Here is a 15,797-nt window from a genome sequence, read left to right on the forward strand (position 1 = left end):
GGGGGCAGTCTCGGAGGGGTGGGGTGAGGGGTGGCCTTCTCGCGGGTGCTTCACCCCGTCGGGTGACGGAGTTGTCCACAACCGGTGGGTAGTGCACAGGGCTCGGCGGGCTCGTCCCGGCGGCGGCAGTCTGAACACGCGGCGAGCACGGCAGCGCCGCACGACAGACGCAGCAGCCGTACGGGACGGGCCCGTACGCGTGTCCGGTCGGCGCCGGTTTCGGGGCCGGCGTCGAGGAGGGGTTCGAGAGATGAACGAGACGATGGTGTGCGTGGTGGGTAACGTGGCGACCCAGCCGGTCTGCCGGGAGTTGTCGACGGGTTCGTCGGCCCGGTTCCGACTGGCGGTGACCTCGCGGTACTGGGACCGGGAGAAGAACGAGTGGACCGACGGGCACACCAACTTCTTCACCGTGTGGGCGCGGCGCACGCTCGCCGCCAACGTGGCGTCGTCCGTGTCGCTGGGTGATCCGGTGGTGGTGCAGGGGCGGTTGAAGGTGCGTACCGAGCAGCGGGACGGGCAGAGCTGGGCCTCGGCGGACGTCGACGCGGTCGCCATCGGCCACGATCTCTCGCGGGGCACCTCGGCGTTCCGGCGGACGTCCCGGGGAGAGGCGCCGGGTGCCGACAGGTCCTTGCTCCAGCCTGAGCCGACCTGGGAGACACCGCCGCCCGGAGGCCGACTCGACCCCGCCGCCGAACTCAGGCCGGAACCGGCCGGGGTGACGTGACGTCACTCCGGAGGCGGAGGCGGAGGCGGAGGCGGGCGTGGGGCAGCGGCGTACGGATGGTGAAGGCTCCGTGTGCACACCCGGGTGATTTGTCGACAAGAGCTGTCCATGGGCTGTGCACGCGATAACGATTCCGATTCGGATCGGTTGTCCGACGATACGACTGGGAAAGGTGGTGCGCCTCGTCCCTAGGATGCCGGGCATAGCTCACGGGGCTTCTGATTCTGCTGGTGGGACCACAACCCCCCACGTCAACGGGTCCTGCTCGAAGGGAAATTCTGTGCTTTCTTCGTTCTCGGCGTCGTTCTCCGGGTGGTCCGGGTGGGCCGCGCGCAGGCGAGGGGCGGCCCGCCTCGCCGCCGTCTCCCTCGCGTCCGGCCTGGTCCTCGCGGGCGCGGTCGTCACCGCGGGACCGGCCGCCGCCGAGGACACGGTCGGGAGTTCGGGCGGGGCGACGGCGACCATGGACGGTCTCAAGACGTTCGGAACGGCCGTGCTCAGGACCGAGGACGGCCAGGAACAGCAGCTTCCCGCGGGGCTGTTCGAGATGTTCGTCGACGGCGGCGGCACTCTGCAGACCTACTGCGTGGACGTCCAGAACCCGACGCAGAAGGACGCCGAGTACCGGGAGACGCCCTGGAGCGGCACGTCGCTCGGCGCCAACAAGCAGGCGGGCAGGATCCGCTGGATCCTGCAGAACTCCTATCCGCAGGTGAACGACCTCGCGGCACTCGCCGCGAAGGCCGGGGCCGGCGGGCTCACCGAGGAGGACGCGGCCACCGGGACCCAGGTCGCGATCTGGCGGTACTCGGACGGGGCCGAGGTGACGGCCCTGGACCCGGAGGCGGAGAAGCTCGCGGACTACCTGGAGAAGAACGCGCGGGACCTGGCGGAACCGACCGCCTCCCTGACCCTCGACACATCCGCGGTCTCCGGCCGTCCCGGGGAACGGCTCGGCCCGGTCACGGTGCGCACCGACGCGGACGCCGTGACCGTGACCCCGCCCTCGGACGCCACGGCGGACGGCGTGCGGGTCGTCGACGCGCAGGGCGAGGACGTCACCGCGGCCGGGGACGGCAGCGAGCTGTACTTCGAGGTGCCCGAGAAGGCGGCGGACGGCTCGGCCGAGCTGACCGTGCAGGCCTCGACGACCGTGCCGGTCGGCCGCGCGTTCGCCTCCGAGACCCGCAGCCAGACCCAGATCCTCGCCGGTTCCAGCGAGTCCACCGTCACGGCCACGGCGACCGCGCACTGGGCCGGGAAGGGCGCGATACCGGCCCTGTCCGCCGAGAAGAACTGCGCCGCGGGCGGCCTGGACCTCACCGCCGCCAACGAGGGCGACGAGCCCTTCACCTTCGAACTGATGGGGATCACCTACACCATCGAGGCGGGCGAGACCCGCACGGTGACGATCCCCCTGCAGGAGGACCAGGCGTACGACTTCACGATCGAGGGGCCGAACGGCCAGGCGAAGCGGTTCAGGGGCGTGCTGGACTGCCGGACGCGGACCGCGGCCGGGGCCGGCGGGGACTCGGTCCAGACCCTGAGCGAGCCGAGCCCGGCGACGGTGGGCGGGGGCGAGGCCCTCGACACCGCCACCGACCTCGCCGAGACCGGCAGCTCCGGCGCCACCCCGGTGATCGGCGGCATCGCCATCGGACTGGTCGTGATCGGCGGCGCGGTGATGATCCTTCTGCGTCGCCGGAACCCGTGAGGAACAGCGCTCCTTGACAACTCGACAGTGCGTGACCGCGCGATGACACACGCGTGCGACGCGGCCCCGGTACGCCCTCTCGGCGCCGGGGCCGCGTCGTTCCTCCGGGGGCCTCACCATCCGGTTTCCGTCGAGGGCTGGCCGTGCGGCAAGATGGGTGGTACTGCCCACTGCCAGATTTCAAGTTGCCGGACGGTTTCTCTTGGCTGAGTACATCTACACGATGCGCAAGACACGCAAGGCGCACGGCGACAAGGTGATCCTTGACGACGTCACGCTGAGCTTCCTTCCCGGCGCGAAGATCGGTGTGGTCGGTCCGAACGGTGCCGGAAAGTCCACCGTTCTCAAGATCATGGCGGGCCTCGAACAGCCCTCCAACGGTGACGCGTTCCTGTCGCCCGGCTACACCGTCGGCATGCTCCTGCAGGAGCCGCCGCTGGACGAGTCGAAGACGGTCCTGCAGAACGTCCAGGACGGCGCCGCCGAGATCATGGGCAAGCTCCACCGCTTCAACGAGGTCGCCGAGCTCATGGCGACCGACTACTCGGACGCGCTCCTCGACGAGATGGGCAAGCTCCAGGAGGACCTGGACCACGCGAACGCCTGGGACCTGGACACCCAGCTGGAGCAGGCCATGGACGCCCTGGGCTGCCCGCCCGGCGACTGGCCCGTCACCAACCTGTCCGGTGGTGAGCGCCGCCGCGTAGCCCTGTGCAAGCTGCTGCTCGAAGCCCCCGACCTGCTGCTCCTCGACGAGCCCACCAACCACCTGGACGCCGAGTCCGTGCAGTGGCTGGAGCAGCACCTCGCGAAGTACCCCGGCACCGTCGTCGCCGTCACCCACGACCGGTACTTCCTCGACAACGTCGCGGGCTGGATCCTGGAGCTCGACCGCGGCCGCGCGATCGGCTACGAGGGCAACTACTCCACCTACCTGGAGACCAAGCAGACCCGTCTCAAGGTCGAGGGCCAGAAGGACGCCAAGCGCGCCAAGCGGCTCAAGGAAGAGCTGGAGTGGGTCCGCTCCAACGCCAAGGGCCGCCAGGCCAAGTCCAAGGCCCGTCTCGCCCGGTACGAGGAGATGGCGGCCGAGGCCGACAAGATGCGGAAGCTGGACTTCGAGGAGATCCAGATCCCGCCGGGCCCGCGTCTGGGCAGCGTGGTCGTCGAGGTCAACAACCTCAGCAAGGCCTTCGGCGAGAAGGTCCTGATCGACGACCTCTCCTTCACGCTGCCGCGCAACGGCATCGTGGGCATCATCGGCCCGAACGGCGCCGGCAAGACGACCCTCTTCAAGATGATCCAGGGCCTGGAGGAGCCCGACTCCGGTTCGATCAAGGTCGGCGAGACCGTCAAGATCTCCTACGTCGACCAGAGCCGCGAGAACATCGACCCCAAGAAGACGCTGTGGGCCGTCGTCTCCGACGAACTGGACTACATCAACGTCGGCCAGGTCGAGATGCCCTCCCGCGCCTACGTGTCCGCGTTCGGCTTCAAGGGCCCGGACCAGCAGAAGCCCGCCGGAGTGCTCTCCGGCGGTGAGCGCAACCGCCTCAACCTGGCGCTCACCCTCAAGCTCGGCGGCAACCTGCTGCTCCTCGACGAGCCGACCAACGACCTCGACGTCGAGACCCTGTCGTCGCTGGAGAACGCGCTCCTGGAGTTCCCCGGCTGCGCCGTGGTCGTCTCCCACGACCGCTGGTTCCTGGACCGGGTGGCCACCCACATCCTCGCCTACGAGGGCGAGTCCAAGTGGTTCTGGTTCGAGGGCAACTTCGAGTCGTACGAGAAGAACAAGATCGAGCGCCTCGGTGCCGACGCCACTCGTCCGCACCGCGCCACCTACAAGAAGCTGACCCGGGGCTGATCTTGCGCCACATCTACCGCTGCCCGCTGCGCTGGGCGGACATGGACGCGTACGGCCACGTCAACAACGTGGTCTTCCTCCGCTACCTGGAGGAAGCCCGTATCGACTTCCTGTTCCGCCCGGAGAAGGACTTCAAGCAGGGGTCCGTGGTGGCGCGGCACGAGATCGACTACAAGCGCCAGCTCGTGCACCGGCACAAGCCGGTGGACATCGAGCTGTGGGTCACGGAGATACGAGCGGCGTCGTTCACGATCACCTACGAGGTCAAGGATCCGGAGCAGGTCTACGTCCGGGCCTCGACGGTGATCGTGCCGTTCGACTTCGCGACCCAGCGGCCCCGCCGGATCACCGCCGAGGAACGCGCGTTCCTGGAGGAGTACCGGGACGACCAGGAGAGGGCCGTCGCCGCATGACGGTGCTCCACCTCGCCGACGAGGGGGAGGCGGCGGACCTCGCGGCCTTCCTCTCCCGGCTGCTCCACTACGACCGTGGAGCCGCGGTGCGCCTCCAGGCGGCGGGCACCGCGCTGGCCGTCTTCGGGCGGCCGCCGTCCTTCGAGGTCCTGGCCATCAGGGCCGCCCGCCTCGCCAAGCCGTACGAGAACGGGCTCGACGTCACGCTCGACGTGACCGTGTCGGCCGGTGAACTCCTGGAGTCCGTCGACGAGTCGGCCGGTACGGCCGTCGTCCCGGAGGCGGTGACCGGACCTCCGTGGGCCGGGGTGCTCCCCCCGCGCGGCGGCTGGCGGCCCGAGGCCGGGCTGCCGGAGCCCGATGCGCTGCGGGCGATGGTCTCCGCTGCGGTGCGCGAGTTCCGCTCCCGCACCGAGGAACTGCCGCCCGAGCACCGTACCCGGGCCGAGCTCGACCGGATCGGGCGGGAGATCTGGTCCCGGACGGTCGGGGACACCCCGCTGCCGGTCCGGGCCGTGCACGCGGCCCAGTCGCTCGGCTTCCTGCGCACCGCGCGGACGGCGGCCGGCGCGCCCGGGCAGGCGTCGCCGGAACTTCTCGCGTCGGGCGCGTGGCTGCGGCTGCGCACGCCGTACGGGTCGGTCGCCGTCCGCAGGGCGGGGCTCGGGGCGCTCGACGTCAGCGTCCGCTGACCCCGCGCCGCCCCGGCCGGCTCAGCCCGGGGCGTTCACCATCGAGGCGGCCGCGTAGGTGAGGTAGTTCCACAGGATGCGCTCGTGCTCCTCGGAGAGCCCGAGCTCGTCGACGGCGTCGCGCATGTGCTTCAGCCAGGCGTCGTGGGCGGCGCGGTCGACGGTGAAGGGGGCGTGGCGCATACGGAGCCGGGGGTGGCCGCGGTTCTCGCTGTACGTGGTGGGGCCGCCCCAGTACTGGATCAGGAACAGCGTGAGGCGGTCCTCGGCCGGGCCCAGGTCCTCCTCGGGATACATGGGCCGCAGGATCGGATCCTCGGCGACGCCCTCGTAGAAACGGCGCACGAGGCGCCGGAAGGTCTCCTCGCCACCGACCTGCTCGTAGAAGGTCTGCTCCTGCAGCGTGCCGCGCCGAATCTCATTCACGTCACCCATGGTCTCAGACGCCTGGGCGGAGGACTCCAGGCCTAGGACCATCCACGAGACGTCGGGCGGGCCGACGACGTCGGGCGGGCCGAGCGGGCGGGCGGAGTGGACGAATCCGGTCGGACGCGGCGTGGTACTCGCCTCCCGGGGCCTCCGGCCGCACAGTGGAGGTATGGGCACGCGCGCTGTGGACCACGACCTGGAACGTCTCGCCGCCGAGGCCCGGTCGGCGCTGGTGCGCGAGATCGGGGCCAGTGGGGCATGGGACGCGGACCCGCGGTGGCGCAAGGCGTTCGAGAGCGTTCCCCGGCACCTGTTCGTGCCCTACTACTACGTGAGCGCCGTGGGCGGCTTCGAGCGGCTGTGGGGCGAGGAACGCGACCCGAGGCGGCGTGAGCGCTGGGTGCGCGGTGCGTACGCCGACGCCCCGCTCGCCACGCGGCTGCGGGACGGCCGGCTGATCTCCTCCAGCAGCCAGCCGTCGCTGATGGCGAAGATGCTGGCCGAACTGGAGGTGGAGGACGGCGACCGGGTGCTGGAGATCGGGGCCGGCACCGGGTACAACGCGGCCCTGCTCGCGCACCGGCTCGGGGACGAGCAGGTCACGACCGTCGACCTGGACGCCGACATCACGGAGGCGGCACGCAGGCACCTGGACGCCGCCGGCTACCACCCGGCCGTCGTCACCGCGGACGGGGCGCGCGGGGTGCCCGAGCGGGCGCCGTACGACCGGATCATCGCGACCTGCACCCTGCCGTCGATCCCGCGCGCCTGGCTCGCCCAGTGCGTCCCCGGTGCGCTCGTCCTGACGCCGCTGGCCACCGGTCTGGTGCGGCTGCAGGTCCAGGACGCGGAGCGGGCCGAGGGGCGCTTCCTGCACACGTCGGCGTACTTCGTGCCGCTGCGCGGGGGCAGCGAGCCGGAGGCGATGCATCCGCATCTCGGCGGGCTGCCGAGCCGGGCCAGGGACCACGAGCTCTTCCGGTTCCTGCTCGCGCTGACGACGGGCAGCCTCGACCCTCACGAGGCGCTCGCCCTGTGGCAGCGGGAGGGCATGCCCTCCCGCGAGCGCTACGGCATCACGGTGCGCGGCGACCGCGCCTGGGCGTGGCTGGACGACCCGGAAGGGCCGTACGCCTGGCCTCTCCCGGACTGAGGAGCCTGTCCGGGGGGCGAGCCGGACCCGGACGAACGGCCGGGGCCGGCCGAGTCGCTCGGCCGGCCCCGGTCTCTCGCCGGTGGGGCGGGTCAGCCCCGGCGGATCGTGATCGTCGTCCAGGCGCCCACGTGCACCCGGTCCCCGTCCTGGAGGGGGATCGGGACGAACGGCTGGATGGGGTCCTCGGAACCGTTGACGGTGGTTCCGTTGGTGGAGTTCTGGTCCACCACGGCCCAGCTGCCGTCCGGCTGCTGCACCAGCACGGCGTGCTGGTGGGAGACGCCCGGGTCCTCCGGCGGCACCGAGAGATCGATGTCGGGGGTGTCACCGGTGGAGTGGCGGCGGCGCCCGATGGTGATCTGGTTGCCGGTGAGGGCGCGTCTCTGCTCCGGGGAGTACGCGGGCAGGTTCAGGCCCGCCGCCTCGGGGCCCGAGCGCTGCATCATCGCCATGAAGTAGTCGCGGTCGGGACCGATGGTCGCGCTCCAGGACGTCGGCGCCTGCGGGTACGCGGGGCCGGGCGGAGCCTGGGTGACGGCCGGCTGCGGGTAGCCGTAGCCACCGGGCCGGGCACCCGCACCGCCGGGGCCACCCGGACCGCCGGGGCCACCGGGGCCGGTGGACGGCGGGGAGATCACCCAGTCGTCGTCGCCGAAGCCGGGACCGCCGCCGGGACCGCCCTGCCCACCGGGACCGGCGCCGCCGGGCCCTCCGGGCTGGGGTCGCCGGGTCTCCTGCGGGTAGCCGGGCGGAGCGGACGTTCCCGCCTGCTGGAACGCCTGTCGGCCGCCGGGACCCTGGCCACCCGGGCCCGGGCCACCGGGACCGCCCGGTCCCGGTCCGCCGGGGAATCCGGAGCCGCCGGGTCCACCGGAGCCGCCGGGCGTAGGGCCGGGCGGCGGCGGAACCGGTCGTGAGGGGTCGCCGCCGAAGCCCGAGGGGCCGGGGCGTGAGGGGTCGCCGCCGAAGGCCGAGGCGCCGGGGCGCGAGGGATCCTGCCCGAACGCGGACGCACCGGGCGCACCGGCCGGGCCGGGCTCGCCGGGCCGACCGGACTGCCCCGGACCGGGCCGGCCACCCTGCCCCGCGGGCCCGCCGCCGAACCCACCGGGACCACCGGGACCACCGGACCCCGTCGGGCCGCCCGGACCACCGGGCCCGCCCGGACGGCCGGGTCCACCGGGACCGCCCTGGCCACCCTGTCCGCCCGGTCCACCTGGCCCGCCGTACCCGCCGCCTCCGCCTTGGCCGGGCCCGCCCGGGCCCGACGGCTCGCCGCCGAACTGGGGTCCCGGCGGGATCGGCTCGGCGGGACGGTTCATCTGCGAGGGGCGGGAGCTCTGGTAGTCGTAGGCGTCACCGCCGCCGTAGGACGGGGCGGGCGGTTGCTGCTGCTGGAACCGGAGCGCGGGGTTCCCGCCGGGGCCCTGACCGGGGCCGCCGGGGCCGGGACCGGGCCCGCCCGGACCCTGACCCGGGCCGGGTGTCGACGGCCGGGGTGCGGCCGGGGTGTACGTCGTGGCGGTGTTGGTCAGGAAGTTCCACCGGCACTCCTCGCAGAAGGGCGCGCCGCCCTCGCGGGGCGTGCGGCACTGCGGGCAGAGTTCGGTCTGGGCGGCGAGGTGCGGGCGTCCGCCGGGACCCCCGGGGCCGGGACCGCCCCCGCCCGGGGGCGGGGGAGGCGAACCGGGCGGCGGGTATCCGTAACCGGCGCCCGGAGGCGGCGGCGGTGGCGGCGGGGGTACGGCACCGGCCATACGGTGACCGCAGACCTCGCACCAGTCGTCGGAACCCGACTGGTGTCCGTTCGGGCAGGTCGGCATGTCGGCGCTTCCCCCTCTCCTTTCCGACCTCGCGGCCGGTTCCTGTGGCCACGACGGGCCGGTATCGCCTGTTCTGTCCGGATTCCCGGTGGGGAAGCCAGGCTGACGCGCGGCGGTGCTTCGGGTTGTTTCTACCTACTTCTTTACACGAACAGTCTTTGTCGACCGCGTTTCGAGAGTCATCTCGTCGGCCTCCGTGACCTTCGCCTTCAGTCGCACAGTACCTGTCGCCGCGTCGACCACGTCCACCACCTTCGCAAGCAGTTTCGCAGTATCCGCGTTCCCCGACGCGCTGGCGAGCTGCACGGCCCGCCCGAGCTTGGCCGTCGCTCCGTCGACATCGCCTGATTTGCGGGCATCCAGCCCTTGTTGGATGACCTGTGCCAGTTCGGCCTGACCCGTGTAGTGCGCGACCTGGGGGTTGATCGACGTGGAGGCGGCCATGTCGTCGGTCCACACGGCCTTCACCAAGCCCTGGGCGCCGAGGTTCTGCGCCGTGCTGTCGGGCTGCGGGATCACGAGGGAGACGCGGGCGGCGAGCATCTCCTGGCCGAGGTTGGCGGCCGGGACCTCGACGCACACGTGGTAGTCGCGGGACTCGTCCCCCCAGGAACCGGTCGGGTAGTCGCCGGCGCGCGGCCCGGCCTCCGTACGACGCTCGGTCAACTCCACGACCGTGGGCGCCACTTGCTTCACGAACTTGATCCGGGTGCCGACCGGGGTCCACAGCCGCAGCGCGACGTCCGCGACCTCCTTGCCCATGGCCGCCTCCATCATCTGCGTGAAGTCGGCGGACAGCGCGGCCGGGTCGGCGACGATGTCGGCGGTGCCGAGGAGCGCGGAGGCGATCTGGGTGACCTCTCTGACCTCCCAGTCGGTTCCCACTCCGCGCGCGTCACACGTGAACCGTCCGGCACAGGCGTCCAGCGCGGCCTTCAGGTCCTCCGGCGACTCGTGCTCGTTGCGGCCGTCGGTCAGCAGGATGCCGTGGCGGATGGCGACGTCCTCCGAGGCGAGCAGCCGGTCCGCGAGCTTCAGCCAGGTGCCGATGGCGGTGCCGCCGCCCGCGCTGAGCCGGCGCAGCGCCTGCTTGGCCTGGCCCCGGGTGGCGGAGTCGGCCACCGCGAGCCGCCCGCCGCCGGGGTACACCTCGCGGGCCACGTGGGTGCCGTCGATCACCGCGAAGTGGACACCGTCGCGCAGGGTGTCGATCGCGGCGGCCGTGGCGTCCCGGGCGTTGCGCATCTTGGTCGGCGGGTAGTCCATCGACCCCGAGCAGTCGACCATGAGTGCCACGGCGGCGGACGGGCCCTGGCCGGGCGAGTACAGGTGCGGCGCGGCGACCGCGCTGCCGATGGTTCCGCCGCCGGTCGCGCTGACCGTGACGATGGCGTTGACCTCGCGTCCGCCCTCGGGCAGGTACTCGTTCTGGTACACCTCGACCGAGAACTGCGGCACGTTCGACTTCGAGAATTTGGCCATGCCTACTCTGATCCCCCTAGCAGCACCACTGTTGGCCCCACGGCCCGTGGGGTGATGACTGTGCGTGCCCGTACGGACCGGTCCCCTCCGGTCCGTCGGCGCCTCTCGTTCGTCGGCCCGTCCGGCCGCCGAGGCGCCCGCGGGCATCCCGCCCGGCGAGCGCGCTCAGGCCGATCCTGCCCCCTGGGGAGGGGCCGGGAACGGCAGGACGGCCACTGTTACGTTGTCGTGGCCCCCGCCGTCGAGGGCCCGGCCCACCAGCACCTGCGCACAGTGCAGCGGCCGCTCGGCCGCGTCCGGGGGCACGGCCTCGGCCATCTCCTCGGCGGCCTCCGCGTAGTTCCACAGTCCGTCGGTGCACACCACCACTACACCCGGCCGGTCCGGCTTGAAGGAAGCGGTGTGCGGCTCCAGTTCGTACGCGTCCGCGCCGAGCCAGCCGGTGATCGCGTGCGCGCGCTCGTCGGCGTACGCCTCGGCCTCGTTCATCAGGCCCGCGGACACCATCTGCGCCGCCCACGAGTCGTCCTCGGTGAGCCGGGCCGGGGGCGCGCTGCGGTCCACCGGGACCCAGTAGGCGCGGCTGTCGCCGACCCAGCCGACCACCAGCAGGTTCGGGGTGACGACGGAGCCCACGATGGTGCACGCCGGCGCGTTCTGGTGCGGGGCGTGCTCCTGGGCCGTCTCCGGTTCCTCCGCCAGGGCGTTGACGGCACGGGCGGCGGCGACGATCGCCTCGTGCATCGCCTGCTGCGGATGGGTGCCGCGCGGCAGCGACTCCAGCACCGTCTCGTTGGCGGTGCGCGCCGCGGCGAGCGAGGCGTCGTCGGGGCGGGTCGCGGAGGACACGCCGTCGCAGACGATCGCGACGACCGCGGGGGAGCCGTCGGGCAGCGCGGTCGAGGAGATCGCGAACGAGTCCTCGTTGCGGTGGTGGCGCAGCCCTCGGTCGCTGACCGCGGCGACCGCGCCCAACTGCAGTTCCATGTGGTCGCGTTCCCGCGGCTGGGCGTGCCCGCAGTTCTCGCAGTAGCCGTCCCGGTCGACGTGGCCCGCGCGGCAGGCCACGCACACCTTCGTCCCGGCCGGCGGGGTGGCGAGATCGGCGGTGCGCGGATCCGGCGGCTGGGGCGCGGCCAGCGGGTACTCGTCGGGCTCCCGGGGCCGGTCGAACCGTACGCCCCGCCCGGGGCCGGGCAGTTCGCCGCCGCCGGAGTCGGTGCCCGCGATGTCGGTGGGACGGACCACCGGCGCCGGGGTGTCGGAGCTGGGCGGTGAGGCGAGGGGCCAGTCCACGGGCGCGGCCTCCCCGGGCGCGTCGCCCGTCACCCCGTTCAGGGTGACGGTCGGCTGGTCCGCCGGCGGTGCGGGCACCGCCGAGAGGTCATGGCCGCACGCACCGCAGAAGCGGTCGTCCGAGGCGACGGGCCAGTCGCAGATCGGGCACTTCGTCAGCGCGGTCGGCTGGGGCATCTGCGACATCAACTACACCCACGTCCGGGGGCGGTAACGGTTGGCACGTTCCACCAGGTCGATCCTCTCCTCGCCGCCTGGGGCGAGCCGGGCCAAAGTGCGGTACGACCGCTCCAGTCCGAAGCGGAGGCCGCGCTCGTCCAGCGCGCTGCCGAGCAGCACCCGCGCACCGGCCGGGGGCGCGGCACCCTGGCTACCGGAGAGTACCCAGTCCAGGGCACAGCCAAGGACCTCCGTGGACAACTGCTCGCGGCGCACCGGGTCCAGACCGTACCCGCCGAGCGCCTCGATCTGCCCGGCGGCCGCGGTCAGGTCGTCCAGGAACGGTACGGCAGGCGCGGCCCCGGCCGGGGCGGGCGCCGGTCCATTGCCGAGGGTCGCCTCGGGGCGGTGTCTGAGCCGCGCCCGTACGGCCGCGACCCGGGCGGCGGTGTAGTGGATGGACGCCTCCGGTACGGACTCCAGGGTGTGGACGGCGTTCTGCCGGTCCCCCGCGGTCAGCCGCACCCGGGCGAGCCCGAACGCGCTGCTGACGAAGCTGGGGTCGGTCGTCCACACCAGACGGTAGTACTCGGCGGCGTTGTCCAGCTGCCCGAGCACCTCGGCGCACAGACCGAGGGCCAGCTTGGGGGCGGGCTCGCCGGGGAAGGCGTCGTAGATCGCGTCGAAGGACAGTGCGGCGTTCTCGTGGTCGCCGGTGGCCAGCGCGGCCACGCCCCGGTACCAGACCACCCGCCAGTCGTCGGGGTGGTCGCGCTCCAGTGCGTCCAGGGTGGCCAGCGCGACGGTGAACTCGCCCATCTCCAGCCGCGCCCGCAGCTCCCGCAGCCGCAGCTCCAGCGAGCCGCTGGGGGCCGCGTGCAGGGCCGTGATCAGCTCGGCCGGCGCGGAGGTCATGAGCCCCGCCAGGAACCCGGCGTTGGGGTCGCCCGCGTCGACCCGCGGGACCGGCAGCGCGAGGGCCGCGGCGGCCGTGTCGAGCGCCCTGGTGAGCCGGACGGGGGCGGCGGCACCGGCGGTCAGCAGGGGCGCGGCCGGTGCGAGAGGCGAACCGCCGTTCCTCGTGCCGGCCTTGGCGGGGTCGCGGCGCCTGCCCAGCCGGGACACGTCCCCGTCCAGCTTCGCGAAGAGTTCCGTGTCCGTGACCCGCACCTCGGGCCCGAAGATCGTCGACAGGGCGGGGCGCGCCCGGCCCGTCTGGAGGGAGACGACCTCCCGCAGCACACCCGTCAGCTGCTCCGACATCTCCTGGGCGGAGGCGAACCGGCGGGCCGGGTCGGGGTCGGTGGCCCGTACCAGCAGCCGGTAGAAGGACTCGTACTGGCGGAAGACCTCGATGGTGTCCGGGTCGGGCAGGGAGTCCACGAACACGTTCGTGTAGCCCTGGAAGTCGAAGGTGAGGACCGCGAGCGTGCGCGCGACCGTGTACAGGTCGGAGGCCACCGACGGCCCCACGTCGGCGACTTCGGGCGCCTGGTAGCCGACCGTGCCGTAGATGGCCGACTCGTCGTCGTCCATCCTGCGCACCGCGCCCATGTCGATCAGCTTGAGCTGGTCCTCGGTCTGGATCGCGTTGTCGACCTTGAAGTCGCAGTACAGCAGGTTGCGGCTGTGGAGGTGGCCGAGCGCCTCCAGCGCCTCGATGCCGTACGCGCACGCCTGCTCGACCGGCAGCGGGTCCCGGCGCCCGTCCGCCGTGCGACGGCCGTTGGCGATCTCCTTGAGGGACTTGCCGCCGACGTACTCCATCACGATGTACCCGTCCAGCGAACCGGTGCGCTGGTCGAGGTGCTCGACGAAGTTGTAGATGCGGACGATGTTGGAGTGCTCGATCTCGGCGAGGAAGCGGCGCTCGGAGATCGCGGCGGCCATCGCGTCCTGGTCGCCGGTGTCCAGCAGACCCTTCAGCACGACCCAACGGTCCGACACCGCACGGTCGATGGCCAGGTAGATCCAGCCCAGACCGCCGTGCGCGAGACAGCCCACGACCTCGTACTGGCCGCGCACGATGTCGCCCGAGTGCAGCTTCGGCACGAACGAGTACGGGTGGCCGCACTTGGTGCAGAAGCCCTCGGTACGCCCCGCCCGCTCACCGCGCGCCCGGCCGACCGGCGCCCCGCAGTCCGAGCGCGAGCAGAACCGCTTGCGCTCGGGCACCTCGGCGGCCTCCAGGACCATCGAGCGCGGGTCCGGGCGCGGTACGTCCGGCACCTGGACGAGGCCGACGCCGAGCCTGGCCCGCCCCGAGGAGCCGGAGGTCTTGCCGGAGCTGCGCACCGACACCGAGCGGCCCGTGGTCCTGCCCGACAGGGCGCGCGAGAGCCGTCCGGACACCGAGCGCCGGGACTGCGAGGAGCGCGCGGAGGTGCGCGCGGAGCGCGAACTGGCGGATCCGGAGCCGCGTGAACCCCGGCCGCCCCCGGTGATGCCGGTGGGCGGGGAGTTGACCATGCCGTTCGTGGAGACCACCGGGGCCAGCCCGCACGTGTCGCAGTACAGCTCGCCGCCGCCCATGTCCTCGTACGATCCCGGGCAACCGGGCCGCTGACACGACTGCTGCGGAGCCTCCTCGCCCGCCGGGGCCTCGCCCGCGGGGTCCTCGGCCGTCAGGCCCTCCTCCGTCTGACTCACGATTCCTCCTCCCTCCGGTCCTGGGGCTCCCGCTGCGCCGGCACCGACTGGCCCAGCACCTCGGCGGCCGCGTGCTGGTAGCGCAGCACCGCCGTCTCCGCCACCCGCAGGTCGCAGGGGGCGCTCCACAGCATGCGCCGCGCCGCGTCGTACCGCTCGATCAGCAGCGCGTCCTCCGCGAAACCGTGCCGGGCGACCTTCGCCCGGTACGCGTCGAGCCGGCCGCGCAGCTCCGCGCGGACCGCCAGCGGCGCGGTGACCGCCGTCAACGACTCCCGGGCCCGCAGCAGTTCGTCGTCCGCCTTCTGCTCCAGGGACTCCAGGAGCGGCGACAGCCGGTGCCACTGCGCGTGTCTGCGGTACTCGGCCGCCATCGCCAACTGCTCCTGCAGCACCGTCGGCGGACCGCTCACCGCGGGCACCTCGGTCGCGGCGATCTTCGCCAGCACCTCCCCGCGCGCGCTGCGCGCCTCGGCGAGCGTACGGTCCGCGCGGCTCAGCACGTCCCGCAGCTTCACCAGCCGCGACTCCGCGTCCTGCCGGACCGTCAGCACGGCGTCGATCTCCCGCCGGACCTCGTCCAGGGCCCGCGCCTCACGGTCGTACGCCGTGGTGTCCGGGCGGCCGCCGCCGGGCGCCGAACTGCCCGGCGAGGGCACCCAGAAGGCCAGCGGGTCGGAGACGACCTGTTCGCGGAGCCGGGTCAGGGTGCGGGTGATCCGCTCCAGGTCGTCACCGGCCGGGTGCTCACCGGGGCGTACGCCGACGGAGTGCGCGAGCCGGCGGGTGCGCTGGAGCTCGGCGGCCAGTAAATCGATCCGGGCGGGCAGCGCCGACCACACCGCGTCGGCGGCCACGACCATGTCCAGCGAGGACGCGTACAGATCGTTCATCCGGTCCACGAGGGTGACCAGCGAGAACTGCTCGCTGAGCCGGCTCGTGCCCTGCAGCGTCGGCGCGTTCGCCATCGCGGTGGCGCTGCCCGCCACCGTCACGGCCTCGCCGCGCAGCAGTTCGGTCAGCTCCACCAGGTCCTCACGGCTCGACCAGCGGCGCCGCGAGCGGATCTCCCGGGCGGAGCGCAGCGCGTCCGAGTACGCGTCGAAGTACGCCCACAGCAGCGTGATCGAGGCGTCCGCGGCCGTCCAGCGCTCCTGGGTGACACCGGTCAGCGCGGCGCCTTCGAGCAGCCTGCGGCCCGCGTGGTCCTGGAGGGCGAGCAGCGAGGTCTCGATGGCCTCGTGCTCCGCGCCGAGCCGCGCGAGCGCACGGTCCACCTCGTCCCGGTCCATCACCGGCCCGGTGGATCCCGCGACGCCCATCGATCACCTCTCGCTGCTGTCGGTGTCCGTCAGTTGGATGCGGTCCTCTGAAAAACAGTCCCTGA

12 protein-coding genes are annotated in these 15,797 nt (G+C 72.9%); 6 read left to right on the forward strand and 6 right to left on the reverse strand.

Features of this window, described 5'->3' with window-relative positions; translation table 11 throughout:
• The first annotated feature begins 250 nt into the window (after window positions 1-250).
• The 5 genes from PYR72_RS31085 (at window position 251) to PYR72_RS31105 (ending at window position 5,416) form a co-directional block, all read left to right on the forward strand.
• Entirely contained in the window at window positions 251-730 is a 480-nt protein-coding gene (locus PYR72_RS31085; protein ID WP_275458353.1) for a single-stranded DNA-binding protein, read from the forward strand.
• Window positions 731-1,010: 280 nt separating this feature from the next.
• Window positions 1,011-2,444: a TQXA domain-containing protein gene (locus tag PYR72_RS31090; protein WP_275458354.1), complete on the forward strand. Its 1,434-nt coding sequence runs from the start codon at window positions 1,011-1,013 to the stop codon at window positions 2,442-2,444.
• A gap of 202 nt (window positions 2,445-2,646) precedes the next feature.
• The gene (ettA, locus tag PYR72_RS31095; protein WP_059080901.1) at window positions 2,647-4,311 is read left to right on the forward strand and encodes an energy-dependent translational throttle protein EttA; all 1,665 of its coding nucleotides are present in this window, start codon (window positions 2,647-2,649) and stop codon (window positions 4,309-4,311) included.
• A gap of 2 nt (window positions 4,312-4,313) precedes the next feature.
• The gene (locus PYR72_RS31100) at window positions 4,314-4,724 is read left to right on the forward strand and encodes a thioesterase family protein (protein ID WP_275458355.1); all 411 of its coding nucleotides are present in this window, start codon (window positions 4,314-4,316) and stop codon (window positions 4,722-4,724) included.
• Window positions 4,721-5,416: a hypothetical protein gene (locus PYR72_RS31105; protein ID WP_275458356.1), complete on the forward strand. Its 696-nt coding sequence runs from the start codon at window positions 4,721-4,723 to the stop codon at window positions 5,414-5,416. Before PYR72_RS31100 ends, PYR72_RS31105 begins: the two co-directional genes overlap by 4 nt.
• A 21-nt stretch (window positions 5,417-5,437) precedes the next feature.
• Here the strand turns inward: PYR72_RS31105 and PYR72_RS31110 are convergent, their stop codons facing one another.
• Window positions 5,438-5,851: a globin gene (locus tag PYR72_RS31110; protein WP_275458357.1), complete on the reverse strand. Its 414-nt coding sequence runs from the start codon at window positions 5,849-5,851 to the stop codon at window positions 5,438-5,440.
• 163 nt (window positions 5,852-6,014) lie between these two features.
• Between PYR72_RS31110 and PYR72_RS31115 the strand changes: the two genes are divergently transcribed.
• The gene (locus tag PYR72_RS31115; protein ID WP_275458358.1) at window positions 6,015-6,998 is read left to right on the forward strand and encodes a methyltransferase domain-containing protein; all 984 of its coding nucleotides are present in this window, start codon (window positions 6,015-6,017) and stop codon (window positions 6,996-6,998) included.
• A gap of 92 nt (window positions 6,999-7,090) precedes the next feature.
• Here PYR72_RS31115 and PYR72_RS31120 read toward each other — a convergent pair whose 3' ends face one another.
• From PYR72_RS31120 to PYR72_RS31140, 5 genes are all read right to left on the reverse strand, one after another.
• Window positions 7,091-8,824 carry an FHA domain-containing protein gene (locus PYR72_RS31120; RefSeq protein ID WP_275458359.1) on the reverse strand — a complete coding sequence of 578 codons (1,734 nt, stop codon included), beginning with the start codon at window positions 8,822-8,824 and terminating at the stop codon, window positions 7,091-7,093.
• Between the two features lie 135 nt (window positions 8,825-8,959).
• The gene (locus PYR72_RS31125) at window positions 8,960-10,306 is read right to left on the reverse strand and encodes a VWA domain-containing protein (protein ID WP_275458360.1); all 1,347 of its coding nucleotides are present in this window, start codon (window positions 10,304-10,306) and stop codon (window positions 8,960-8,962) included.
• 165 nt (window positions 10,307-10,471) lie between these two features.
• A complete protein-coding gene (locus tag PYR72_RS31130) occupies window positions 10,472-11,791 on the reverse strand; it encodes a protein phosphatase 2C domain-containing protein (protein WP_275458361.1) in 1,320 nt (439 codons plus the stop codon).
• Window positions 11,792-14,410, reverse strand: coding sequence for a serine/threonine-protein kinase (locus tag PYR72_RS31135; protein WP_275458362.1), 2,619 nt, complete (start codon window positions 14,408-14,410; stop codon window positions 11,792-11,794).
• A complete protein-coding gene (locus PYR72_RS31140) occupies window positions 14,407-15,732 on the reverse strand; it encodes a hypothetical protein (RefSeq protein ID WP_275458363.1) in 1,326 nt (441 codons plus the stop codon). The genes PYR72_RS31135 and PYR72_RS31140 overlap by 4 nt, the downstream gene beginning before the upstream one ends.
• Window positions 15,733-15,797: the final 65 nt, after the last annotated feature.

Source organism: Streptomyces sp. VNUA24, assembly GCF_029167005.1.
In the GTDB taxonomy this organism is placed as follows: Bacteria; Actinomycetota; Actinomycetes; order Streptomycetales; family Streptomycetaceae; genus Streptomyces; species Streptomyces scabiei.